At 62.8% G+C, this 24558-nt stretch carries 21 protein-coding genes and 3 pseudogenes; 11 read left to right on the top strand and 13 right to left on the bottom strand.

Annotation, left to right across the window (positions count from 1 at the left end):
* Nucleotides 1–90: 90 nt before the first annotated feature.
* Nucleotides 91–1470, top strand: coding sequence for an amino acid permease (locus tag J7024_RS13840; protein WP_175751017.1), 1380 nt, complete (start codon nt 91–93; stop codon nt 1468–1470).
* Nucleotides 1471–1606: 136 nt separating this feature from the next.
* Nucleotides 1607–2377 (top strand): COG4705 family protein, encoded by a 771-nt coding sequence (locus J7024_RS13835; protein ID WP_175760861.1) that lies wholly within the window; start codon nt 1607–1609, stop codon nt 2375–2377.
* Between the two features lie 48 nt (nt 2378–2425).
* On the opposite strand, the pseudogene J7024_RS13830 reads toward J7024_RS13835, so the two are convergent.
* The 3 genes and pseudogenes from J7024_RS13830 to J7024_RS13820 all read right to left on the bottom strand — a co-directional run.
* Nucleotides 2426–2704, bottom strand: a pseudogene (locus J7024_RS13830) (dUTP diphosphatase); the annotation flags it as partial.
* A 46-nt stretch (nt 2705–2750) separates the two neighbouring features.
* On the bottom strand, nt 2751–3212 hold the full coding sequence (gene dut / locus J7024_RS13825; RefSeq protein WP_124512697.1) for a dUTP diphosphatase: 462 nt from the start codon (nt 3210–3212) through the stop codon (nt 2751–2753).
* Between the two features lie 175 nt (nt 3213–3387).
* Nucleotides 3388–3858 (bottom strand): hypothetical protein, encoded by a 471-nt coding sequence (locus J7024_RS13820; protein ID WP_234745127.1) that lies wholly within the window; start codon nt 3856–3858, stop codon nt 3388–3390.
* Between the two features lie 166 nt (nt 3859–4024).
* Here J7024_RS13820 and J7024_RS13815 point away from each other — a divergent pair, with 166 nt between their 5' ends.
* Nucleotides 4025–5176, top strand: a complete 1152-nt coding sequence (locus J7024_RS13815) for a hypothetical protein (protein WP_234745126.1) — start codon at nt 4025–4027, stop codon at nt 5174–5176.
* 78 nt (nt 5177–5254) lie between these two features.
* On the opposite strand, the pseudogene J7024_RS13810 reads toward J7024_RS13815, so the two are convergent.
* Nucleotides 5255–5419 (bottom strand): annotated as a pseudogene (locus J7024_RS13810) (integrase core domain-containing protein); the annotation flags it as partial.
* A gap of 226 nt (nt 5420–5645) precedes the next feature.
* A complete protein-coding gene (locus J7024_RS13805; RefSeq protein ID WP_234745125.1) occupies nt 5646–6704 on the bottom strand; it encodes a hypothetical protein in 1059 nt (352 codons plus the stop codon).
* A 44-nt stretch (nt 6705–6748) separates the two neighbouring features.
* Between J7024_RS13805 and J7024_RS13800 the strand changes: the two genes are divergently transcribed.
* Nucleotides 6749–7438 carry a hypothetical protein gene (locus tag J7024_RS13800; protein ID WP_234745124.1) on the top strand — a complete coding sequence of 230 codons (690 nt, stop codon included), beginning with the start codon at nt 6749–6751 and terminating at the stop codon, nt 7436–7438.
* A gap of 559 nt (nt 7439–7997) precedes the next feature.
* Nucleotides 7998–8384, top strand: coding sequence for a helix-turn-helix domain-containing protein (locus J7024_RS13795; RefSeq protein ID WP_327796260.1), 387 nt, complete (start codon nt 7998–8000; stop codon nt 8382–8384).
* 610 nt (nt 8385–8994) lie between these two features.
* On the opposite strand, the pseudogene J7024_RS13790 reads toward J7024_RS13795, so the two are convergent.
* The 5 genes and pseudogenes from J7024_RS13790 to J7024_RS13770 all read right to left on the bottom strand — a co-directional run.
* Nucleotides 8995–9240, bottom strand: a pseudogene (locus J7024_RS13790) (dUTP diphosphatase); the annotation flags it as partial.
* Nucleotides 9241–9295: 55 nt separating this feature from the next.
* Nucleotides 9296–10507, bottom strand: a complete 1212-nt coding sequence (gene coaBC, locus J7024_RS13785; RefSeq protein WP_234745123.1) for a bifunctional phosphopantothenoylcysteine decarboxylase/phosphopantothenate--cysteine ligase CoaBC — start codon at nt 10505–10507, stop codon at nt 9296–9298.
* Nucleotides 10508–10574: 67 nt separating this feature from the next.
* The gene (gene lspA, locus J7024_RS13780; protein WP_124827358.1) at nt 10575–11075 is read right to left on the bottom strand and encodes a signal peptidase II; all 501 of its coding nucleotides are present in this window, start codon (nt 11073–11075) and stop codon (nt 10575–10577) included.
* A 3-nt stretch (nt 11076–11078) separates the two neighbouring features.
* Nucleotides 11079–13916 (bottom strand): isoleucine--tRNA ligase, encoded by a 2838-nt coding sequence (ileS, locus tag J7024_RS13775; RefSeq protein WP_124827356.1) that lies wholly within the window; start codon nt 13914–13916, stop codon nt 11079–11081.
* A gap of 102 nt (nt 13917–14018) precedes the next feature.
* Complete coding sequence (locus tag J7024_RS13770) at nt 14019–15011, bottom strand: bifunctional riboflavin kinase/FAD synthetase (RefSeq protein ID WP_124827354.1); 993 nt, start codon at nt 15009–15011, stop codon at nt 14019–14021.
* Between the two features lie 122 nt (nt 15012–15133).
* On the opposite strand from J7024_RS13770, the gene purN reads away from it, so the two are divergent.
* The 6 genes from purN (at nt 15134) to nadC (ending at nt 22196) form a co-directional block, all read left to right on the top strand.
* On the top strand, nt 15134–15796 hold the full coding sequence (gene purN, locus J7024_RS13765) for a phosphoribosylglycinamide formyltransferase (protein ID WP_175751018.1): 663 nt from the start codon (nt 15134–15136) through the stop codon (nt 15794–15796).
* Complete coding sequence (locus tag J7024_RS13760; protein ID WP_124827352.1) at nt 15793–17055, top strand: RsmB/NOP family class I SAM-dependent RNA methyltransferase; 1263 nt, start codon at nt 15793–15795, stop codon at nt 17053–17055. Before purN ends, J7024_RS13760 begins: the two co-directional genes overlap by 4 nt.
* 18 nt (nt 17056–17073) lie before the next feature.
* On the top strand, nt 17074–18447 hold the full coding sequence (locus tag J7024_RS13755; RefSeq protein WP_124827543.1) for a mechanosensitive ion channel family protein: 1374 nt from the start codon (nt 17074–17076) through the stop codon (nt 18445–18447).
* A gap of 232 nt (nt 18448–18679) precedes the next feature.
* The gene (locus J7024_RS13750; protein WP_124827350.1) at nt 18680–19876 is read left to right on the top strand and encodes a DesA family fatty acid desaturase; all 1197 of its coding nucleotides are present in this window, start codon (nt 18680–18682) and stop codon (nt 19874–19876) included.
* 305 nt (nt 19877–20181) lie between these two features.
* Nucleotides 20182–21318 carry a quinolinate synthase NadA gene (gene nadA, locus J7024_RS13745; RefSeq protein ID WP_096502508.1) on the top strand — a complete coding sequence of 379 codons (1137 nt, stop codon included), beginning with the start codon at nt 20182–20184 and terminating at the stop codon, nt 21316–21318.
* Complete coding sequence (gene nadC, locus J7024_RS13740) at nt 21315–22196, top strand: carboxylating nicotinate-nucleotide diphosphorylase (protein ID WP_124827349.1); 882 nt, start codon at nt 21315–21317, stop codon at nt 22194–22196. Before nadA ends, nadC begins: the two co-directional genes overlap by 4 nt.
* 94 nt (nt 22197–22290) lie before the next feature.
* Here the strand turns inward: nadC and nadB are convergent, their stop codons facing one another.
* The 3 genes from nadB to rpmB form a co-directional block, all read right to left on the bottom strand.
* Nucleotides 22291–23877: an L-aspartate oxidase gene (gene nadB / locus J7024_RS13735; protein WP_234745122.1), complete on the bottom strand. Its 1587-nt coding sequence runs from the start codon at nt 23875–23877 to the stop codon at nt 22291–22293.
* Between the two features lie 160 nt (nt 23878–24037).
* Complete coding sequence (gene rpmG / locus J7024_RS13730) at nt 24038–24205, bottom strand: 50S ribosomal protein L33 (RefSeq protein WP_006478046.1); 168 nt, start codon at nt 24203–24205, stop codon at nt 24038–24040.
* 17 nt (nt 24206–24222) lie between these two features.
* Entirely contained in the window at nt 24223–24456 is a 234-nt protein-coding gene (gene rpmB / locus J7024_RS13725) for a 50S ribosomal protein L28 (RefSeq protein WP_004186391.1), read from the bottom strand.
* Between the last annotated feature and the right edge of the window lie 102 nt (nt 24457–24558).

Genomic DNA, 24558 nt, shown 5'->3' with positions numbered 1-24558 from the left:
GTTCATGCGAACGGCGCGGGAAGTTCTCCGCGCCGTTTCGTTTTATCTGGCGCCGGTGGCGCCGTGGTGGTGCAGGGGAGTGGTAACGCAGTGACACAACAACAACGGTCGTTCGACAACATCGTCGCGCGCGAACAGGGGTTGCGCCATGCGCTGACGTCCGGGCAGATGGCGATGATCGCGATCGGCGGAGCGATCGGCACGGGGCTGTTCCTCGGCAGCGGCTTCGCGATCGGGCTTGCCGGCCCGAGTGTGCTCGTTTCGTATGCGATCGGCGCGCTGATCGCGCTGCTGCTGATGGGCGCGCTCGCGGAAATGACGGTCGCGCATCCGACGGCCGGCTCGTTCGGCGCATATGCGGAGCACTACGTCGGCCCGCTCGCGGGCTTTCTCGTGCGCTATGCATACTGGTTCGCGGTCGTGTTCGCGATCGGCACCGAAATCAGTGCGATCGCCGTATTCATGAAGTACTGGTTTCCGGCCGTGCCCGGTTGGTACTGGGTGATCGGCTTCTCCGCGCTGCTGATCGCGGTGAACCTCGCGAGCGTCACGCTGTACGGTTCGGTCGAATATGCATTCTCGCTGCTGAAGATCGCGGCGATCATCGTGTTCATCGTGCTAGGCGCATATCTCGTGTGGTCGGCGCCGGTGGCGTCGGGCATCGGTTTCGCGAACTACACCGCGCACGGCGGCTTCATGCCGAAAGGGCCGTGGGGAACGTGGGTCGCGGTGATCGTCGCGATCTTCAGCTACATGAGCATCGAGGCGGTCGCGATCGCGGCCGGCGAGGCGCGCGATCCGCAGCACGCGGTCACGCGCGCCTTCCGCTCGACGGTGTTCCGGCTCGTGCTGTTCTATCTGCTGACGCTGTCGCTGATGCTCGCGATCGTGCCGTGGACGCAGGCCGGCACCGACGAAAGCCCGTTCGTGAAGGTGATGGCCGCGACGCACGTGCCGTATGCGGCAGGGGTGATCAACTTCGTGCTGCTGATCGCGGCGCTGTCGGCGATGAACAGCCAGCTCTACGTGACGACGCGAATGATGTTCAGCCTGTCGCGCGCGCAGCTCGCGCCGGCGGTGTTCGGCCGGCTCGGCACGAACGGCGTGCCGCGTGCGGCGCTGTGGATCTCGACGAGCGGCGTCGCGGTCGCGGCGGTGCTCGTCGCGCTGTCGCCCGACACTGCGTTTACCGTGATGATGGCGATCGCGATGTTCGGCGCGCTGTTCACGTGGCTGATGATTTTCGTCACGCATCTGCGCTTTCGCGCGCAGTATCGCGGCCCGGCGCTCGCGTTCCGGATGTGGGGGCATCCGTTCGGCAGCCTGCTCGGCGCGGGGCTCGTCGCATCGATCCTGTTCACCACCGCGTTCACGCGCGAATTCCGGATGACGATGGTGGTCGGCGTCGTGTTCGTCGTGCTGTTGACGCTCGCATACGCGCTGCACTACCGGCACCGCCACGCGCGCTGATGCGTACACCTTCGACGCTGCAGACTGCGCGGCGAGGCAGCTAAGGTTCCGTTAAGCCGGCAGCCGCTACATTCGAATCTGTCCGCGATGCGCGCCGGCCTGTGCCGGCGCGCCGCTTTCCTGCCAAGGGGTTCGAATGAACAAACTTCCCGAAATCACGCTCGCGTTCTGGATCATGAAGATCTGCGCGACGACGCTCGGCGAAACCGGTGGCGACCTGCTGTCGATGACGCTGAACGTCGGCTACGCGGCGAGTTCGGTCCTGCTGTTCGGTTTCTTTCTCGTCGCGCTCGGCGCGCAACTCAGGGCGACCGGCTATCGCCCGGCGATCTACTGGGCCGTGATCGTCGCGACCAGCACGGCCGGCACGACGATGTCCGATTTCATGGACCGTACGCTCGGCTTCGGTTACGCGGCCGGATCGTCGATCCTCGTCGCGATCCTGCTGGCGATCTTCGCGGTGTGGCGCCTGAGCGGCGAATCGCTGTCGGTCGACCTGATCCGCACGCGCAAGGTCGAACTGCTGTACTGGATCGCGATCCTGTTCTCGAACACGCTCGGCACCGCGCTCGGCGATTTCCTTGCGGACAGCTCGGGCCTCGGCTTCGGCGGCGGCGCGCTGCTGATCGGCGGGCTGCTCGCGGCGATCATGCTCGCGCACTATTTCACGCGCATGTCCGGCGTGCTGCTGTTCTGGGCCGCGTTCGTGCTCACGCGTCCGTTCGGCGCGACGGTCGGCGACCTGCTGACGAAACCGGTCGCGAAAGGCGGACTCGCGCTCGGGACGGTCGGCTCGTCGGCGGTGCTGCTCGGCGTGCTGGTCGCGATGGTGATCTACGCGAGCATCGCGCAGGCGCGGCGACGCGAACTGGTACCCGCACGGATCGCGCAGACGGCAGACCGGTGAGGGCAAACGCAAAAGGGGCCGTGGCCCCTTTTTTATTGCGCCGCTCGTTCACTGACGGCCGGTGCTGCCGAAACCGCCTTCGCCGCGATCGCTTTGGTCGAAGTCGTCGACGATGTTGAACTGCGCCTGCACGACCGGCACGATCACGAGCTGCGCGAGCCGTTCGAACGGGTTCAGCACGAATTCGGTCTGGCCGCGGTTCCACGTCGAGATCATCAACTGGCCCTGGTAGTCGGAATCGATCAGGCCGATGGCTATGCGCACCCTAGTGTGTCTCAATCCGCTGGAACCCCGACGCACTGGGGCTCTCAGGCCGGGCTCCCTCAGGAAGTGTCTCACTTTCCACCCCTGAGGCGCCCCGGCGGGCTCAGCGTCAGGCCTTGCCGGTGCTTCCGAATCCGCCCGTTCCGCGTTCCGTCTCGGTCGAGAACTGGTCAACAAAGCTAAGTCCCACCTGAATCACCGGTTGGAACATCAACTGAGCGATTCGGTCACCAGGCTGCACCGTGTAGTCTTCGGTTCCTGCGTTTGCGAGGATGACGCCAATCTCGCCGTGGTAGTCGGCATCTATTACACCTATCCCTTGCGCGACGTGGACGTGATGCTTAAGCGAAAGTCCCGACCGAGAGGCGACGATTGCAACGAGCCCGGGGTCCATCATGTTGATGGCCAGCCCAGTCTTTATGAGTTCTTTGTCGCCCGCCTTGATGGTCAGTGGGGCCTCAATGCAAGCGCGGAGGTCCATTGCTGCTGAACCGTCCGTCGCATACGACGGAACGGGTATTTTGTCGCCAAGCAGTTTGCTGACGATGCGCGCTTCAATTCTTCGATGCATGTATCTACCTGAGGGGACAGAGCACATAAGGAAAGGTGAGGGACATAGCGTATTGGGCCCTCGTGAGGCGGGATTTTACCAACTTTGATATGGCTACCCGCCTGCTGGCAACAGCTCTGGCTGCTTGTAACACGTATAGCGTCAAACGAGCAGCCCGTCACACGGAGCTCCATGTTCAATACGTGTCTTCATCTGAACTGCTGTCGGGTCGGCGGGGTGGCAGCATCTGGATGACGGTGGACTGAGACTGCTTACCGCGCAAATTCCTGTTCTCCGTCTCCACTACCTCAATCTTCCGCTTCAGCACAAAAATCATGTTGGCGCTCAGCTTCTGTAGTTCGTCGGCCTGCTGCCTCACGTTTTTCAGTTCCTGGCGAAGACGTTTGATTTCGTCTCTCGCCTGGAGGAACGCCTCGTGAGGGGTTTGTGGCGGCTCGACTGCTTTGCTTGACCCGTGCGTGCACAAGTCGTCGTACTTGGTCTTCAAATCGGTATGTTCGGCGAAGCATCGATAAACCGTGGCTCGACCAACACGCGCCTCTTTGGCGATGTTCACTACGGTAACTTTCCCATCGCTGTGCCTTGTCATGCCGCTCTTGTGGCGGTCGAGGGCCTCATCAATGGCGTCATAGTTAGATTCCCTCACCGCCTGCCTCCTTGACGATTTTCTCGATTTTGTCGGCTTCATTGGACAACAGTTGCTTTGTAATCACTGATGTCTTCGGGTGTCGGATTGCATCTTTCACCTGTGCCAGTTGCGCCGTCCACAATGGGAGGTGCTTTTTAGTAACGCAAGCGTTCCCGATGAAATCATGGGGCCGTTGATGGATGCAAGTCTGGCCTATGTTCTTGAGCATAGCAGTACCATCCTAGGTGCATGGCAAGAGCTTCAAGCTGACTGGGATGCGAATATTGCTGATACCGACCTTTCGGACAGTGGTAAGGAGAAGCGCCTCACGAAGAAGATGAGGAAGATTTTGGCACGACGTCCTTCTGTTTGGCGGAAAGAAGAGTGGACTGGCAGGCGAGATTTATACGTTGAGCTACATCGCCTTCGTGTTGCATGTATCTTGGTTATTCTTGCCTACTCAGGTGTTCGTGCTTCTGAGCTATTCTCAATCGAGGAAGATTGCTGCGTTGTCGACGAAGCTTCGGACGGGAGACGACTCGTCTACCTGAATACAGTCCTGCGAAAACATCGGCGACGCGGCTCCAAAGATACATGGGTCATTATTGATGATGTCATAACCGCAATTGACATCCTCCAACAACTGACCAAACATGCGCGCAAGGCCCTTGGGACAAAGCGTTTGCTTCTGGGCGGCACTGGCAACCATTTCTTTGCTGTCCAATTGACGGGTGACGATGCCCGAGCGACTGAACTTACTTCAAACACGGTTTTGGAGAGCATCGAGCAGTACCGCTTGCACATAAACGAAAAAACCAAATTCGCCCCTATTCCAAACTGGACCGATGAAGACGGGATTGAGAAGCCTTGGCTTTTCAACACGAGGCAGTTTCGCCGAACACTCGCGCGTTTTATAGCCCGACAAAAGTATGGAATCATTGCCGGAATGCGCCAATACAAGCACGCGCAGGTTGCAATTTTCGAAGGCTACGGGAGCGTCGATACCGAGTTTTTGAATATGGTACGTGACGAAGGGGGCCTCGGCTATTTCGATTTTATGGATGAGTTCGCAATCTCACTTTCGTCGGGTGCCGTCGCAGGAAAGGCTGCATCAGAAATTAAACGCGCCTTTGAAGCCGAGTTCAAAGGTAGAGCGGAAGACTATCCTCCATCGACCATTGCTAAATGGCTTGCGAGCTCGGATAAGACGCTCTATATCGCAACGCTAAATCTCTGTTACTTTGACCCCAAGGCTGCCCGCTGCCTCAGAAATTCACAAGTTAAAGACGCGCCTATTCTGAATAGATGCGAACCAGGCAACTGCGATAAGCCATGAGAGAAGTCCTAGACATCGCTTTTCGCAACTCGGCGCTGCTGTACGTACCGGTGACCTGCGGCGGAATTTTGTAGCCAGTCAGGCAGTGAGTCTCGCGTCGATATTATCGGAATCCAGCCAGGCTCGACGGACCGTGGCCGGAGGTTGGTAGCGATGAGCGCTGTGGGGCCGGCGCTCGTTATAGAACTGCCGCCAGCGCTCGATGAGCACCTTGGCCTCGGCGCGGCTGCGGAAGCCAACTCGGCGCCGGCCAACGCGAATCCGGACGGAAATCCAGGCATGAGGGAGAAATCACACGATTTATACTTTGGACCAAGCCCGGGGAGGTCAAGATACTCTGACATTCTCCATTCAGGATTTTCAAACACCGATGTACTTGATACTTTGGTTTTGGGAGGGTAAATCATGCTCGGCGCTAGTGAAAGAGGCCCCGTATCCAGCTTTACACGTCTAGCAAACATTGTATTGATTACATTGACTTAAAATGAATGGGAACATAAAAATCGCCATTGGCCGCATAGCGCTCGGCTTCTTTAATCACTGAGGCTTGGAAGACCGGCAGAATCTCGCGGCAGATAATATCCAAGGCATCGCCGAACTTAGCGATGAACGCATCGGCATCCTTCTGCTGCTCGCCAATGAGGAAGTCTCGAAAAGCAATCAGCCTCGGAAGAATGTGGCGCGTTACGACAGCGTTACTGCAAACCAAGCAGCCCCACGGTTCATCGCAAGGTGTGTCAGGCTCGCCGCCTGGTTTGTTCAGGAAGTCGCGGCACGCGGCGATAAAGACGTCCTGCTTGCCGTTGAGAATCTGACGGGCCTTGGTCTTGGGTAAGTCCAAAACCTTCGCGGCCGCCTCGACGTCGTCCGTCGGAAGCACTTTCGGCCAGCTGACCGCTCTGAGTGCATTGATTCCGTCGGTGACAGCCAAATCGTGGATGATTTTGGTGCTATCGTTATCCAAGTAGTGTTTTACTGTCGTCTCGGCAAGAGTATGGGCTGCTTGCCTCATGGTCTTCTTATAGTTCCCGTCTTTCCGATAGTTGGCACTGAGCTTCGACACGCGCAAAGACCGGGCACTCATTTTGAGCTTCTTGCCGTGCTGGTTTTTCAGTCCATGTTTTTCAGTCCACCCGCGGGGGCGATTCATCATCGATTTTACGTAACAGGCATCTATAGGCTTTACCGGATTTGTCCTGTTCGGGCCGGGTGTCAAACAGAGAAAAAGCCGATTCTTGTCTGAAGGATTGGCAAACTTCACGAGTGGTTTGGTTAGGCGCAGGAGCGTCTTGATGATTGCCACTGCGGAATTCGGACCATCGTCGTATAGGGTGAGCTCTAATTTTTTCTTCTTGCTGCGTCCTTTCTCGTAGTCAAGACGGTAGCCACGCTCTAGTGGCACTAGACAACCACCCCAAATTGCAAGGACCGGGTGCCGTCCTTGATTTAACGAATTATAGGCATGCCGCTTTTGCTCGGGATTTGGTTGCATCTCTATACAAACGAGTTGAAGTTGCAAATATTTCAATTCACAGAAGCCTTGGCGCCTATTTCGCTTGCGTTCGCGACATAATGGAATACGTCGATTCGGAGAAACTTCCGAAGTCTTTCCGGATGGTAAATATAGACGCCGATTTCCTTCGGGAATTCAAGGTATACCTCGTCGAGAGTACGTTAACTCGCAAATCAGAACGACGTCGTCGCCGATATGGCGACCTTATGCGCATCCTTGAGGCCGGCAAGAAGTTAGGGCTGTGGAGCAGCGACTTTACTCCCCCGAGGAACTTCGAATGTGTCGACGACGGCGACAAGACGCAGCCGTACATGGCATCTGAGTTGATTGACATTGAGAAGCTTTGTCGCGACCAGATTAACGAACTCTGTACACGAATCGAACTGGGGAGAGAATTAGTAGCACAAGGTGTCGACCCCCGAGGACGTCAAATGCCACGGACGTATGTGAACGGCCGGCAGGTTGCTGTTCCTGTCAACTTACGACCATGGAACCAGTTACCCAACTTGCTTTGGTACGTCAAATACGTTCTTCGCGGGCGCTATCTGACTCACGAACGGCTAGCCAATGGTCATACCTCGTTCCAGCAAGCCGGAAACGGAGGCCCCAATGGTGAAAAGATATATACCAAGGCTGTTATCTATGGCTATTTTTATCCACTAAACGTGGACATGATTCCGTTTTTGAATCTTCTGGAAAAGAAGCTCGGCATTAACGAAGCGTCGCTCGTAGGTTTGAAGCGAGATTGACCACTCCGACACTGTTGGCGTCAAACCAGAGGTCCCACACATCCGCGACGTCCCAATAGGACCCGGGCCTGCCAATCAGTCGATAGGTGCGACCATCGCTTGTTTCCGCATACATCGTGTCACGATTAAACGCGCCGAGCGCCGAGCTCACGCATCCCATTCCGAGGGAGTCGTAGCCCACTACATGCATCAAGCCGTCTGACGTCTCGTAGATTTTCCAACGAGACAGATACACGTTGGGCTCTGGCTCCGAGCTTACGGCGGGAGCTCCCCAGATAGGCATGGTTTCTCCGGATACGAAGAGGATGGGTTGGCGAGACGTTGAGGGCAGTGCGCCTTCTGCCATCTCGCGAACAGTTGTTCTGCATGCTCGCGTTTCTACGCTATACGCGGCACAAACTTGACAGCGCCTGCAGTAGACCGTGCAGTCTTCCGGAATCGACGCTTCGAAGCGACTAACTACTTTTGCGCCACGCTCGGCTGCTAAGTGTAGAGGATGTATTATGAATAGTAAACTATGTAGAATTATATGCTGTAGATATTTACTCTTCACTGCCTGATGCTCCTGCCTCATATGGCAGAGAACATCAACGAGCGTCGCGACGAACTTCGTACGCGTATCTCAACCAACATTAAAATCCTTCGCGGTAAGCTCGGCATGTCCCAGGAAGCTCTGGCGGACCGTGCTGGCCTTCATCGGACTCACATCAGCCAACTTGAACGCGGAACGTTGAATTTGGGATTGGATACGCTCATCGTTGTAGCCGCAGCTCTCGGCGTCGAAGAGGTCGAACTCCTTGCAGTGCCCACTGAAGTCCCTGAACCCGTACAGAGAGGCCCACGAAAGCGAATTCCAGTGTCGGTAAGCCACGTACAGCACCAGGCCGGCGGCTCCGAGAAGGACCGGAACAGGAAAGGAGACGCTAAAGGCGGGCGTCGCGATTAAGCGACGAAACGAGAATGAGAAAGATAAGGAAACCGACGCGGACCCTCATCTCTGCTGCTAATCCGGAATGAACGAAAGCAGATTCGCGGCGCATATTCGCCGGCAACAGGCGCGGTAGCAGTAGCGGTGGGGACGGAGTCTTACGTACCTAGAGATGCGGTCCCCCGTGCCTTCGACCTACATTGCGATGAATAAGCGCGAACTTCGGGAAGATTTGAGTTCCCGGCTTCGCAGAGCGACCGCTTTGTGTTCGAACCGGCGGTCCACATTGGCCTCTGCCACGTCCCCGTGTGCACAACTTCGCTGCCCACACCACAGGGGTGTGGACAGCCGCCCGAATGGCGGTTCCGAAGTTGCATACACTCGAAGTCTGACGCGCCGGCGTTGCCGGCTTGCCCAAATTTAATATGGAATGAAAATGCTCAAGCGCGCCGTGAGAATGGGCTGCAGGCTTTGGGAGGGGGAGGGCAGGACAAGCCGAAACGCTTTCGACTATTGAGACAACTGAGACAGTTTCTGTTGTTGCGTTTCTAAACTGGAAAAACTGGAGATTTTGCTCAAAACAGGCCGTATTGAGACGTTTGACACACCTTTTTTAGTTGCGCATAACGACGAGGTTGCCGAGCACGATTCCGTGCTTGTGACCGAGGCCCGAGCGCGGCAGGATCAGCGCCGCATAGCCGGGATCCGCGAGATGGATCGCGAGGCCGGTCGGCACCAGCGTCGTTTCGCCCGGCTTCAGCGTGACGGGCGCGTCGAGGCACGCACGCAGGTCGAGCCCTGCGCTGCCGGTGGTGGCGTACGCGGGCAGGTAGTCGCGCATGCGCGCGTCGAGAATCTTCAGGTCGAGTTTCATGCGGTCGTCGAATCGGTCGGGAAGGGCGCGGCGGCGTGTGCTGCCGCGCAAGGGATCAGATCAGGCAGTTGTCGGGCAGGCGCTTAGCGATTTCGGCCACGAGCGTGTGCGCGAGTTCGTCCTTCGGCGCACGCGGCAGGCGCGTGAGGCCACCCGCTTCGAACAGCACGACTTCGTTGTCGTCGCGGCCGAACGTCAGTGGGCCGAGGTTGCCGACCAGCAGCGGGACGTTCTTGCGCTTGCGCTTCTCGTCGCCGTGCACGTCGAGGTCGCCGCTTTCGGCCGCGAAGCCGACACAGAACGGCGGATCGGACAGTGCCGCGACCGACGCGAGGATGTCGGGGTTCTCGACGAACGTGAGCGCGGGCATCTTGCGGTCGGCCGTCTTCTTCATCTTGTGCTCGGCGGGCTTGGCGACGCGCCAGTCGGCGACCGCAGCCACCGCGATGAAGATGTCGGCATCGTTTACGGCATGCATGACGGCATCGTACATCTGCTGCGCGGTCTGCACGTCCTGGCGGTAGACGCCCCACGGCGTGTCGAGCGCGACCGGCCCGGCGACGAGGTGTACGTCGGCGCCGGCCTGTTGCGCGGCACGCGCGAGCGCGAAGCCCATCTTGCCGCTCGAGCGGTTGGTGAGGCCGCGTACCGGATCGAGCGGCTCGAACGTCGGGCCGGCGGTGATCAGCACGCGGCGGTGCGAGAGCACCTTCGGCGCGAAGTGCGCGACGATCGCTTCATAGATCGCTTCGGGCTCGAGCATGCGGCCGTCGCCGACTTCGCCGCATGCCTGCGCGCCCGAATCGGGGCCGAGCACCGACACGCCGTCAGCTCGCAACTGCGCGGCATTGCGTTGCGTGGCCGGGTTCTGCCACATCTGACGGTTCATCGCGGGTACGACGAGCAGCGGACAGTCTCGCGCGACGCACAGCGTCGACAGCAGGTCGTCAGCGAACCCGTGCGCGAGCTTCGCGAGGAAGTCGGTCGATGCGGGCGCGATCACGATCGCGTCGGCTTCGCGCGACAGGTCGATGTGCGCCATGTTGTTGTCGATGCGCGCGTCCCACTGGCTCGTGTACACGGGCCGGCCGGACAGCGCCTGCATCGTGACGGGCGTGATGAACTGGGTCGCGGCTTCCGTCATCGCGACCTGCACGGTCGCGCCTGCCTTCACGAGCAGCCGGGTGAGCTCGGCGATCTTGTAGCAGGCGATGCCGCCCGTCAGGCCGAGAACGAGGTGCTTTCCAGCGAGTTCTGCGTGTGCCAACTCAGGCCTCCAAGGATCAAACGGAACGGCCGGCGCGAAGCCGGCCGTCGACACGGAGTATGCGCGCTCAGCGCGTGCCGCGCACGCGACGCAACTCGTCGTAGATCAGCAGCACTGCGCCGACCGTGATCGCGGAGTCGGCGAGATTGAACGCCGGGAAGTGCCACGCACCGAGGTGGAAGTCGAGAAAGTCGATCACGTGGCCGTAGATGAGCCGGTCGATCACGTTGCCGAGTGCGCCGCCGAGGATCAACGCGAGCGACAGGCTGAACAGCCGCTGCTGGCCGTGGCGGCGCAGCAGGAAGCAGATCACGAGCGTCGCGCCGATGCCGAGCGCGGTGAACGCCCAGCGCTGCCAGCCGCTCGCGGTCGACAGGAAGCCGAACGCGGCGCCGCGGTTGTACACCAGCACGAGGTTGAAGAACGACGTCAGCACGTGCTGTGCGCCGTACGCGAACGTTTTCAGGATCGAGATCTTCGACAGCTGGTCGAACAGGATCACGATCAGCGAAATGCCGAGCCAGGGCGCGAGCGCGCCGCTGGCCGGTTTCGACACGGTTTTTGCCATGGTTTAAGCAGCGCTCCGGATTTCGCCGTTTTCAAACAGGTTCGAGAAGCAGCGGCCGCACAGCGTCGGATGGTCGGCGTGCGCGCCGACGTCTTCGCGGTAGTGCCAGCAGCGTTCGCATTTCTGGTACGTCGAAGCCGCCACGTCGACGCTTTCCTGCGCTTCGTCGTCGACCTTCACGACCGTCGCCGCCGACGTAATCAGCACGAACTTCAGGTCGTCGCCGAGGCTCGTGAGCGCGTCGTAGCGCGCGCCGCTCGCATGCACGGCCACTTCGGCCTGCAGCGACGAACCGATGCGGTTCGCGGTGCGTGCTTCCTCGAGCGCCTTCGTCACGTTGCCGCGCACGTCGCGCAGCAGCGCCCACTTCTCGATCAGCCCGGCCGAGCCGGCGACTTCCGGATACGCGTAGTACGTTTCCGTGAACACGGTGTCGCTCGCCGGCTGGAACACCTTCCACGCTTCTTCCGCGGTGAACGACAGGAACGGCGCGAGCACGCGCAGCAGGCCGTGCGTCAGGTGGTACAGCGCGGTCTGCGCGGAGCGGCGCGCACGCGAATCGGGCGCGCTCGTGTACAGGCGGTCCTTCAGCACGTCGAGGTAGAAGCCGCCGAGGTCTTCCGAGCAGTACGTCTGCAGCTTCGCGACGATCGGGTGGAATTCGTACTTCTCGTAGTGGCCGAGCAGTTCCGTCTGGAGTTGCGCGGAGAATGCGACCGCATAACGGTCGATCTCGAGCCATTCTTCCACCGGCACCGCGTGCTGCGCGAAGTCGAAGTCCGACAGGTTCGCGAGCAGGAAGCGCAGCGTGTTGCGGATGCGGCGATAGCCTTCCGTCACGCGCTTCAGGATTTCCTCGGAGATTGCGAGTTCGCCCGAGTAGTCGGTCGATGCGATCCACAGGCGGATGATTTCCGCGCCGAGACGGTTCGAGACCTCATGCGGGTCGATGCCGTTGCCGAGCGACTTGCTCATCTTGCGGCCTTCGCCGTCGACGGTGAAGCCGTGCGTGAGCAGACCCTTGTACGGCGCGCGGCCGTCGATCATCGATGCGGTCAGGAGCGACGAGTGGAACCAGCCGCGGTGCTGGTCGGAGCCTTCGAGGTACAGGTCGGCCGGGAACTGCAGCTGATCCTTGTGCGAGCCGCGCAGCACGTGCCAGTGCGTCGTGCCCGAGTCGAACCACACGTCGAGCGTGTCGCGGTTCTTCTCGTACAGGTTCGCGTCGTCGCCGATCAGCTCGCGCGGATCGAGCGACTGCCACGCCTCGATGCCCGACTGCTCGACGCGCTTGGCGATTTCCTCGAGCAACTCCAGCGTGCGCGGGTGCAGCTCGCCGGTTTCCTTGTGCACGAAGAACGCCATCGGCACGCCCCACTGGCGCTGGCGCGACAGCGTCCAGTCGGGACGGTTCGCGATCATGCTGAACAGGCGCTGCTTGCCCCACGACGGGTAGAACGCGGTCGCGTCGATACCTTCGAGCGCCGTTTCGCGCAGCGTCTTGCCGCCGTCGCGCGGCGTCACGTCCATGCCGGCGAACCACTGCGACGTCGCGCGGTAGATGATCGGCGTCTTGTGGCGCCAGCAGTGCATGTAGCTGTGCGTGTACTTCTCGCTGCGCAGCAGCGAGCCGGCCGCGTTCAGCGCCTCGACGATCTTCGGATTCGCGTCCCAGATCGACAGGCCGCCGAACAGCGGCAGCGATTCGATGTAGCGGCCGTCACCCATCACCGGGTTGATGAAGTCCGAATCGGTCATCCCGTGAGCCTTGCACGACATGAAGTCTTCGATACCGTAGGCGGGCGACGAGTGCACGACGCCGGTGCCGGTGTCGGTCGTCACGTAGTCGCCGAGGTAGACGGGCGCGGTGCGCTTGTAGCCGGGGTGGGCCGACGCGAGCGGGTGGTGGAAGCGCAGGTTCGCGAGCTTCACGCCCGGCGCGGTCGCGACGACGCGGCCGGTCAGCTTGAAGTCGGTCATGCACGCTTCGACGCGTTCTTCCGCGATGATCAGCAGCCCGCGCTCGGTGTCGACCAGCGCGTAGACGATTTCCGGATGGAGGTTCAGCGCCTGGTTGGCGGGAATCGTCCACGGCGTGGTGGTCCAGATCACGATGCCGCCCTCGGCGCGCGGCAGTGCCGGCAGGCCGAATGCGTGCGCGGTCTTTTCCGGTTCCGCGAACGCGAACATCACGTCGATCGTCGGGTCGGTGCGGTCCTTGTACTCGACTTCCGCCTCGGCGAGCGCCGAGCCGCAGTCGAAGCACCAGTTCACCGGCTTCAGTCCGCGATACACATAGCCCTTCTCGATGATCTTGCCGAGCGCGCGGATTTCTTCCGCCTCGTTGACGAAGTTCATCGTCTTGTACGGGTTCGCCCAGTCGCCGAGCACGCCGAGGCGCTTGAAGCCGACCTTCTGCTTTTCAATCTGCTCGGTCGCATACGCGCGCGCCTTGCTCATGACTTCGGCCGCCGGCAGCGACTTGCCGAACTGCTTCTCGATCTGGATCTCGATCGGCATCCCGTGGCAATCCCAGCCCGGCACGTAAGGCGCGTCGAAGCCGGCCATGTTGCGCGACTTGACGACGATGTCCTTCAGGATCTTGTTGACCGCGTGACCGAGGTGGATGTCGCCGTTCGCATACGGGGGGCCGTCGTGCAGGATGAACTTCGGCCGGCCCTTGCTGGCCGCGCGGATTTTCTCGTAGATGCCGCGCTCTTCCCACTCCTTGACCCACTGCGGCTCGCGCTTGGGCAGGTCGCCGCGCATCGGGAACGGCGTATCGAGCAGGTTGACCGGATACTTGGCCTGCGGTTTCGAATCGGCTTTCTTGTTGCTCATGATGGGATCGCTATCAAATCGGGGGACGCTCGTGCGTCGTGAATCGGGGATGCGCGCGGGTCGGCGGCGCGAGGAAGGCGGCGCGGGGCGCCGCCGGCCGGATCAGCTAATTCGGTCGGTCGCCGACGTCGAGAAGCCGGTTGCACTGCTGCCCGGCGCGCGGTCGCGCTCGATGAAGTACGCGCGCGCATTGGCGACGTCCAGCGCGATCGCGCGCGACAGCGCCTCGAGATCGTCGAACTTCGCCTCGTCGCGCAGTTTCTTCAGGAACTCGACGCGGATCAGCTTGCCGTACGCGTCGCCGTGCCAGTCGAGCAGGTGGACTTCGAGCAGCACGCGGCCGGAATCGTCGACGGTCGGACGCAGCCCGAGGCTCGCGACGCCCGGCAGCGGGGTGGGGCCGAGGCCGTGCACCTGCACGACGAAGATGCCCGCGAGCGCCGGCCGCTTGTGCGCGATCGGCAGGTTCAGCGTCGGGAAGCCGAGGTCGCGGCCGAGCTTGAGCCCGTGCGCGACGTGGCCGCTGATCGCATAGCCGTGGCCGAGCGCCAGCGCGGCCGCGTCGAGATCGCCCGCGCCGAGCGCGGCCCGCACGCCCGAGCTGGAGATGCGCGTGCCGTCGCTGCCGGCGACCGTGCCCATCTGCTCGACCTCGAAGCCGTACTGCTCGCCGGCCGCCTTCAGCGTGTCGAAGGTGCCCGCGCGCTTCGCGCCGTAGCAGAAATCGTCGCCGACCATCATCCAGCGCGCGTGCAGCCCGCCGACCAGCGTGCGTTCGACGAACGTCTGCGGCGACTGGCTCGCGAACGTATGGTTGAAGTGTTCGACGACAACGCGGTCGACGCCGTGATCGCGCAGCGCCTCCAGCTTGTCGCGCAGCATCGCGATGCGCGGCGGCGCGCCGGCCGGATTGAAGAATTCGCGCGGGTGCGGCTCGAACGTCATCACGCACACGGGCAGGCCGCGCGCGTCCGCTGCTGCGCGCACGCGCGCGAGCAGGGCCTGGTGGCCGCGATGGACACCGTCGAAGTTGCCGATCGTCAGCGCGCAAGGCGCGCGGCTTTCGGCGTTGGGCAGGCCGCGGAAGACTTTCACGATAGCGGATGCAGCGTCGGGGAATGGGCGGTGGGATGCCGCAAAGCAAAAGATTATAAACGTTCGGGCGGCCCGGCGGCCGAGAAGGGGGGAAACGCGAGGGCGAATGGTAAAATTCGCGGATGAAAAAACTCGTGATCCTGATTTCCGGTCGCGGCAGCAACATGGAGGCCATCGTCCGCGCGTGCGCGCAGGAACGCTGGCCGGCCGAGATTGCCGCCGTGATCGCCAACCGGCCCGATGCGGCCGGCCTGGCTTTTGCCGCGTCGCACGGGGTGGCGACCGCGGTGGTCGACCATCGGTCGTTCGACGGCCGCGACAGCTTCGATGCGGCGCTCGCCGCCGAAATCGACCGTTTCGCACCCGATCTCGTCGTACTCGCCGGCTTCATGCGTATCCTGACGCCCGATTTCGTCAGACGATACGAGGGCCGGCTGCTGAACATCCATCCGTCGCTGCTGCCGAGCTTCAAGGGCATCCACACGCACCAGCAGGCGCTGGATGCCGGCGTCGCGCTGCACGGCGCGAGCGTGCATTTCGTCATTCCCGAACTCGACAGCGGCGCGATCGTCGCGCAGGGCGCGGTGCCCGTGCGCACGGGCGACGACGCGGCCGCGCTCGCGCAGCGTGTGCTGACGGTCGAGCACGTGCTGTATCCGCGTGCGGTGCGCTGGTTCGTCGAGGGGCGCCTGCGCCTCGAGAGCGGGCGGGCAGTCGTGGCGCCGGAAGAGGCGCGCTGGATTTTCGCGGATCAACCGCATACCGAAACGAGCGAGGGCGTATGAAGCTGCACGGATTCCTGATTGGCCAGACCGAGACCTTGCTGGCCGAGGTGCTGAAATTCGCCGGCCCAGCCGACGCGACGACGAGCCGGTTTTTCCGTGCGCACCCGAAGCTCGGCCACGCCGAGCGCGGCGTGATCGCCGAGGCGGTGTTCGCGGTACTGCGCCGCAAGATGGAGTTCTCGCACCTCGCCGAGAGCGGCACGGGCAGCCCCGCGCGGCGCCTCACGCTGCTCGGCCTGATGCAGACGCTCGGCCGCAACGCGCTGAAGCCGTTCGTATCCGACACCGAGGCCGCATGGCTCGAGCACGTGTCGAAGATCGATCCGGCGAGCCTGCCGGTGCGCGTGCGCACGAACTTGCCGGACTGGATCTACCAGGCGCTGTCGGCCCGCTTCGACGCCGAGGAACTCGGGCAACTCGCCGCCGCGCTGAATTACCCCGCGCCGCTCGACCTGCGCGCCAATGCGCAGAAGGCGACGCGCGATCAGGTGATCGACGCGCTGCGCGCGAACGGCATCGACGCCGGTGCGACGCCTTTCGCGCCATACGGCGTGCGGGTCGTCGGCAAGCCGGCGCTCACGCGCCTGAAGCTGTTCGAGGAAGGCCAGATCGAGGTGCAGGACGAAGGCAGTCAGCTGCTGTGCTCGCTCGTCGCGCCGCGTCGCGGCGAGATGGTCGTCGATTTCTGCGCGGGCGCTGGCGGCAAGACGCTCGCGCTCGGCGCGATGATGCGCTCGACCGGTCGCCTGTACGCGTTCGACGTGTCGGAAAAGCGCCTCACGAAGCTGAAGCCGCGCCTTGCGCGCAGCGGCCTGTCGAACGTGAATCCGGTGCTGATCGACAGCGAGCACGATGCGAAAATCAAGCGGCTCGCCGGCAAGATCGACCGCGTGCTGGTCGACGCGCCGTGCAGCGGCCTCGGCACGCTGCGCCGCAATCCCGACCTCAAGTGGCGCCAGACGCGCACGTCGATCGAAGAGCTCGCGCCGAAGCAGGCGTCGATCCTCGCGAGCGCGGCGCGTCTCGTGAAGAAGGGCGGCCGTCTCGTCTACGCGACCTGCAGCGTGCTCGACGCGGAGAACGAAGCCATCGTCGAGCAGTTCCTGGCCGACCATCCGGAGTTCGTGCTGGTCCCGGCGCAGAAGGTGCTGGCCGACCAGCGCATCGAAATCGAGACCGGCGACTACCTGTCGCTGTGGCCGCACCGCCACGCCACCGACGGCTTCTTCGCCGCGGTGCTGGAACGGCGCCCGCAGTAACGGCAGCGCGCACGGATGATGCAGAATCGTCTGCTGTCGCACCGGCTCGCGTCGGTCATCCGCGACTTCAACCAGCCGGTGATGATCTGGCAGGCGGCGATCCTGGTTGGCGCGCTGTGTTTCGCATGGGGGGCCGCGCGCTTCGTGCACGGGCGCATCGACGCGCGCCGGCGGGCTGCCGGCCGCGTGCCCGGCGCCGGCGCGCAGAGCCTGAAGCGTGCGCTGTTCCCGCTGTTCGGCGGGCTGTTCGTGCTGGCGGCCCAGCTTGCGTTCGACCCGTTCATGTCGACGTCGCTGCTGTCGCTCGCGCTCGTGCCGCTGTTCGGCATCGGGTTCATCTACGTGCTGTTCTTCTTCGCGCGGCGCGTGTTCGCGCGCGACGGCCACACGCATGCGTGGTTGTCGGTCGTCGAGAAGATCGTGTCGGTGATCGTGTGGGCGGCGATGGTGTTCACCGTGCTCGGGATCCAGTCCGATGTGATCGCATGGCTCGACAGCGTGCAGTTTCGCGTCGCCAATGCGCACCTCACGCTGCTGTCGGTGATTTCCGGCGCGCTTTGGGTGTGCGTGACGCTGATGGTCGCCATGTGGCTCGGCTCGGTGCTCGAGGAGCGCTTGGCGCGCTCGAGCACGCTGGATGCGAACCTGAAGGTCGTGCTGTCGCGGGTCGGCCGCGCGCTGCTGGTGTTCGCGGCGATCCTCATCGGGCTGTCGCTCGTCGGCATCGACGTGACGGTGCTCGGCGTGTTCGGCGGCGCGCTTGGCGTCGGCCTCGGTTTCGGGCTGCAGAAGATCGCGAGCAACTACGTATCGGGCTTCATCATCCTGCTCGACCGCTCGCTGCGGCTCGGCGACGCCATCAGCGTCGGCGGGCTGCAGGGCGTCGTCACGCAGATCCGCACGCGCTACACGGTCGTGCGCGGCCTCGACGGCAACGAGACGTTGATCCCGAACGAGAAGCTGATCACCGACGTCGTGCAGAACCAGTCGTCGTACCTGACGCGCGGTTACGCGAAGGTCGCCGTGCAGGTCGCCTATACGAGTGATGTCGAGCAGGCGCTGTCGGTGCTCGCGGAGGCCGCGAAGGGCGTGCCGCGCGTGCTCGCCGAGCCGGCGCCGGCGCCGTACCTGGTCAGCTTCGGCGCGGACGGGATCGACCTGGAGCTCGGTTTCTGGATCGAGGATGCGGCGAAGGGCACGTCGGGTGTGCGTTCGAGCGTGAACCGCAACATCTGGCGGTTGTTCGGCGAACATGGGATCTCGATTCCGTTCCCGCAGCGCGAAGTGCGCGTCGTCGGCCTCCCGGAGGGGGTTGCCGCGACCGGCGCGATGGCCGAGAGCGAGCCGGTGGCCGGCAGCGGCTCGGCCGACGGACAGGCATCGGCCGCTTAGGCGCGCCGCACCGGCGCGAACGGGCCGAATCGGGTCCGTCGGGCGGCCAGAACCGGAGCGCGGGGCCTTCCGGGTCCGTCGATGGACTGTCCGTGTTGCTTCATGACAAGAAAATATTCATTTTTTACAAAGACTTGGAACGGTTGAAGTAAAATTCCGGTCTACACGCGGTATGCTTTCATTTTTATGACGTCGGCCCGCGCCAGCGTCGCTCTCACCACAGGTAACTGCCTTGTTGAATTCCCTGCTCGATTTTCTTTCCCACGGGCTTCTGCGTTTTTCGTGGTGGCAGGTCGCGTTGTTCGCGCTCGCCGTCACGCACGTCACGATCATCGGCGTGACGGTCTACCTGCATCGCTGCCAGGCGCACCGCGCGCTGGAGCTGCACCCGATCGCGAGCCACTTCTTCCGCGTGTGGCTGTGGATGACGACCGGCATGCTGACGGGCCAGTGGGCCGCGATCCATCGCAAGCACCATGCGAAGTGCGAGACCGAGGAAGATCCGCACAGCCCGCAGACGCGCGGCATCTGGAAGGTGTTCCTCGAAGGCGCCGAGCTGTATCGCGCGGAAGCGAAGAACGAAGAAACGATGCGCAAGTTCAGCCACGGCACGCCGAACGACTGGATCGAGCGCAATCTGTACTCGAAGTACCCGATCCTCGGCGTGAGCCTGATGATGGTGATCGACGTCGCGCTGTTCGGCGTGCTCGGCCTGACCGTGTGGGCCGTGCAGATGGTCTGGATTCCGTTCTGGGCGGCGGGTGTCGTCAACGGTTTCGGCCACTTCTGGGGCTACCGCAACTTCAACTCGGCCGATGCCAGCACGAACTTGTTCCCGTGGGGCATCGTGATCGGCGGCGAAGAACTGCATAACAACCACCACACGTTCGCGACGTCGGCGAAGCTGTCGAACAAGTGGTACGAATTCGACATCGGCTGGATGTACATCCGCATCATGTCGGCATTCGGCCTCGCGAAAGTGAAGAAGGTCGCGCCTACGCCGCGCCTGAACAAGCCGAAGACGGTGCTCGACCAGGAAACGCTGCAGGCCGTGCTGTCGAACCGCTACGAAGTGATGGCGCGCTACGGCAAGGCCGTGAAGCGTGCCTACCGTCAGGAGCTCGCGCACCTGAAGGAGCTTGGTTCGAGCGAGAAGTACCAACTGATGCGCGGCGCGCGCAAGTGGTTCCACAAGGATGCCGACGGCCTTGACGAGCCGCAGAAGAAGCTGCTGCCGGAGATCTTCGCGAACAGCCAGAAGCTGCATACGTACTTCCAGCTGCGCCAGGATCTGGCCGCGATCTGGGATCGCTCGACCGCGTCGCGCGAACAGCTGCTCGCGCAATTGCAGGATTGGTGTCATCGCGCGGAACAAAGCGGTATCAAGTCGCTGCAGGAATTCGCGACACGCCTGCGTCGCTACGCCTGATTCGAAATCGATTAGAATCTCAGGACGTCACAAACCCCGCGTTGGCGGGGTTTTTTCTTTTGGGCGGCCGGTTTTTACAGGACGACCGGACGTGCCGGAATTCGTATGAGGATCGGGGCAGCGCCGACGTGGCTCCCCGGGGGCGAGCGCAGGATAGGGCCGAAGCAGGCGCCAAAGGGCTAACTCGGGTCGACCGCGAAGCATGGGACCGGAGTAAGCGCTAAAGGGCTAACTCGGGTCGACCGCGAAGCATGGGACCGGAGTAAGCGCTAAAGCGCTAACTCCGGTCGACAGGAGATATGGAGATGCAATCGACGATCAAATCCGTCGAGTATGACCGGCCGGTCTCGGCAGGGACCGTCTGTGGCGTCGGGCAAGCATGGGCCAAGGTGCCCGATGCACCGTCCGCGGAAGAGCGCGCCGCACTGAAGGCGCGCATCAAGGCGCTGCTCGTGCGTGAAAAAGCCGTGCTGGTCGCCCATTACTACGTCGATGCCGAATTACAGGAACTGGCCGACGAAACCGGCGGCTGTGTCGCCGATTCGCTCGAAATGGCCCGCTTCGGCCGCGATCACGATGCGCAGACGCTCGTCGTCGCCGGCGTGCGCTTCATGGGCGAAACCTCGAAGATCCTGAGCCCGGGCAAACGCGTGCTGATGCCCGATCTCGATGCGACCTGCTCGCTCGACCTCGGTTGCCCGGTCGACGAATTTTCCGCGTTCTGCGATGCGCATCCCGACCGCACCGTCGTCGTCTATGCGAACACCAGCGCCGCGGTGAAGGCGCGCGCCGACTGGATGGTCACGTCGTCGATCGGCCTCGAGATCGTCGCCGACCTGCATGCGCGCGGCGAGAAGATCATCTGGGCTCCCGACCGCCATCTCGGCAGCTACATTCAGAAGAAAACCGGCGCGGACATGCTGCTGTGGCAGGGTTCGTGCCTCGTGCACGACGAATTCAAGGGCATCGAGCTCGACCTGCTGCGCGCCGAATATCCGGATGCGAAGGTGCTGGTTCACCCCGAGTCGCCGGAAAACGTCGTCGCGCAGGCGGACGTCGTCGGCTCGACGACGCAACTGATCGACGCAGCCGTGAAGTTCGACGCGAAGCACTTCATCGTCGCGACCGATCTCGGCATCCTGCACAAGATGCAGCTCGCGGCGCCCGGCAAGACCTTCATCGCCGCGCCGACGGCCGGTAACAGCGCGACCTGCAAGAGCTGCGCGCATTGCCCGTGGATGGCGATGAACGGCCTCGCCAATCTCGCCGACGTGCTCGAGCGCGGTCACAACGAGATCTTCGTCGATCCCGCGATCGGCGAACGCGCGCGTCTGCCGATCGACCGGATGCTCGATTTCGCAGCCGCGCACAAGAAACGCGTGCAGGCGAGCGGCGATCTGCAGCGCGACCAGCAACTGTTTGCGAACGTGGGGGCGGCATGACGACAGCAGTCTCCCCGCTGTTCGACAGCGTTCGTGCGCAATACGGCGCGGCATTCGACGAAGCGATCGCGCGCAACGTCGCCGATGCGATCGCGGAAGACGTCGGCACTGGCGACCAGACCGGGCGGCTCGTGCCGGCCGGCGAGCGTCGCCGTGCGCGCATCATCGTGCGCGAAGAAGCAGTGTTGTGCGGCGTGCCGTGGTTCGAGGCCGTCATCGCACGGATCGATCCGTCGATCGTCGTGCAATGGCGCTATCGCGAAGGCGACCGGATGTCGCCGGATTCGACCGTCTGTGAACTCGAAGGGCTGGCGCGCGCACTGCTGACGGCCGAGCGCAACGGGCTGAACTTCCTGCAACTGCTGTCGGGCGTGGCGAGCGCGACGCGCCGTTACGTCGACCGTGTCGAAGGTACGCGCGCGAAGATTCTCGATACGCGCAAGACGCTGCCGGGCCTGCGGCTCGCGCAGAAGTACGCGGTGCGGGTCGGCGGCGGCGAGAACCAGCGTCTCGCGCTGTACGACGGCATTCTGATCAAGGAAAACCACATCGCGGCAGCGGGCGGCGTCGGCGAGGCACTCGACGCGGCGTTCGCACTCGAGTCGGGCGTGCCCGTGCAGGTCGAAGTCGAGACGCTCGCGCAGCTCGACACGGCGCTCGCACACGGTGCGCAGTCGGTGCTGATCGACAACTTCACGCTCGACATGATGCGCGAAGCGGTGCGCGTGGCGGCGGGCAAGGCCGTGCTCGAAGTATCGGGCGGCGTCAATTTCGATACGGTGCGCGCGTTCGCGGAGACGGGTGTCGACCGCATCTCTATCGGCGCGCTGACGAAGGACGTGCGCGCAACCGACTACTCGATGCGGATCGTCAACTGATCGCAAGTCGTGCCGTCTGACGAAAAAAGCCGCTGGCGCGAAACGCCAGCGGCTTTTTTTCCGGGTGCGGCAGCCGGAAGAAGGGTGTACCCGCTCAGCGTCGCGCGCGCGGCGTGAGCACGCTCGGCAGGGCCTTCGGCAGCGTATGCGGCCAGTCGCGGCTGTAGTGCAGCCCGCGGCTCTCGCGGCGCGAGTACGCGCTCTTCACGATCAGCGTCGCGACGTCGACGAGATTGCGCAGCTCGAGCAGGTCGCGCGTCACGCGGAAGTTCGCGTAGTACTCGTGGATTTCGTCGCGCAAAAGCGACAGTCGGTGCTTCGCGCGTTCGAGGCGCTTGTCGGTGCGCACGATGCCGACGTAGTTCCACATCAGGCGGCGCAGTTCGTCCCAGTTGTGTGCGACGACGACTTCCTCATCCGCATCCGACACGCGGCTTTCGTCCCAGGCGGGCAGCGTGGCCGGCGTGTCGGCATCGTAGCCGGCCGCCTCGATCGCTTCGGCCGCCGCGCGGCCGATCACGAGGCATTCGAGCAGCGAGTTGCTCGCGAGTCGGTTCGCGCCGTGCAGCCCCGTGTATGACGTCTCGCCGACCGCATGCAGGCCCGCGAGATCGGTGCGCCCCGCGAGATCGGTGACGACGCCGCCGCACGTGTAGTGTGCGGCCGGCACCACGGGAATCGGCTGCTTCGCGATGTCGATGCCGAATTCGAGGCAGCGCGCGTGGATCGTCGGGAAATGTTCGCGCAGGAACGCTTCCGGCTGATGGCTGATGTCGAGATACACGCAGTCGATCCCGCGCTTCTTGATTTCGAAGTCGATCGCGCGCGCGACGATGTCGCGCGGCGCGAGTTCGGCGCGCGGATCGTGCGCCGGCATGAAGCGCGTGCCGTCGGGCAGCTTCAGCAGGCCGCCTTCGCCGCGCACGGCCTCCGAAATCAGGAACGACTTCGCGTACGGGTGGAACAGGCAGGTCGGGTGGAACTGGATGAATTCCATGTTCGACACGCGGCAACCCGCACGCCACGCCATGGCTATGCCGTCGCCAGTCGCGGTGTCGGGGTTGGTGGTGTACAGGTAGACCTTGCCTGCGCCGCCGGTCGCGAGCACCGTGTGCGGCGCCTCGATCGTGATCGTGCGGTCGTTGTCGACGTCGAGCGCATACAAGCCGTGACAGCGGCGCCCGGGCAGGCCGAGCCGGTCCGACGTGATCAGGTCGATCGCGTGGTGGTTTTCGAAGAAGGTGATGTTCGGATGCTGGCGCGCGCGCTCGGACAGCGTCGCGAGCACCGCATGGCCGGTTGCGTCGGCCGCGTGAATGATCCGGCGGTGACTGTGGCCGCCTTCGCGGGTCAGATGGAAGCCGAGCTCGGCCGCATCGTCCTTCGTGAACGGCACGCCCTGCGAGATCAGCCATTCGATCGCTTCGCGGCCGTGTTCGACGATATAGCGCGTCGCGCCTTCGTCGCAGAGTCCTCCACCGGCGACCAGCGTGTCGTCGACGTGGTTCTCGATGCTGTCCGCGGAGTCGAGGACGGCTGCGATGCCACCCTGCGCGTTATCGCTCGCGCCCTCCATCATCGAACGTTTCGCGATCAGCGCGACACGTCGCGTGCTGGCCAGGTTGAGTGCGACCGACAGCCCTGCCAGGCCGCTGCCGACGATCGCCACGTCGAATTTCATGCTGCATCTCCATCGTTACGCTTTAGATTTTGTGCGTTCCGTCGGCCGTGGCCGCGGAAAGGGGAGAGCATACCGCGTCGGGCTCATGCGTGCGCGCAAAACAAAAAGCCCCGCATGTGCGGGGCTTTTTGGTCGCCGTCAGGCTGGCAGAAACCGGAGATTACTTGATCTTGGTTTCTTTGTATTCCACATGCTTGCGGACGACGGGATCGAACTTCTTGATCGCCATCTTTTCCGGCATGTTGCGCTTGTTCTTCGTGGTCGTGTAGAAGTGACCCGTACCAGCGGTCGACTCGAGCTTGATCTTGTCGCGTGCGCCTTTTGCCATGATTGTGCTCCTTGGGCTTAGGCTTCGCCGCGTGCGCGCAGGTCAGCGAGCACGGAATCGATGCCGTTCTTGTCGATCAGACGCAGGCCGGCGTTGGAAACGCGCAGGCGCACCCAGCGGTTTTCGCTTTCAACCCAGAACCGGCGGTTTTGCAGGTTCGGGAGGAAGCGGCGCTTCGTCTTGTTGTTTGCGTGGGAAACGTTGTTGCCGCTCATCGGCGCTTTCCCAGTTACTTGGCATACGCGTGCCATGAGAGCACTCCTAATACGCTAAATTCGGGGTTCGATCGCCGATGAAGGTTCCATCGTACCGCCACGTGATCCATGGCTGCACTCAGAACGCCGAAGCCCTTA

Origin of the sequence: Burkholderia sp. WTPI3 (genome assembly GCF_021483755.1) — a bacterium.
Classification (GTDB): Bacteria; Pseudomonadota; Gammaproteobacteria; order Burkholderiales; family Burkholderiaceae; genus Burkholderia.
The sequence above is the reverse complement of the archived record's forward strand: the minus strand, read 5'-3'. Positions and strand labels throughout refer to the sequence as shown.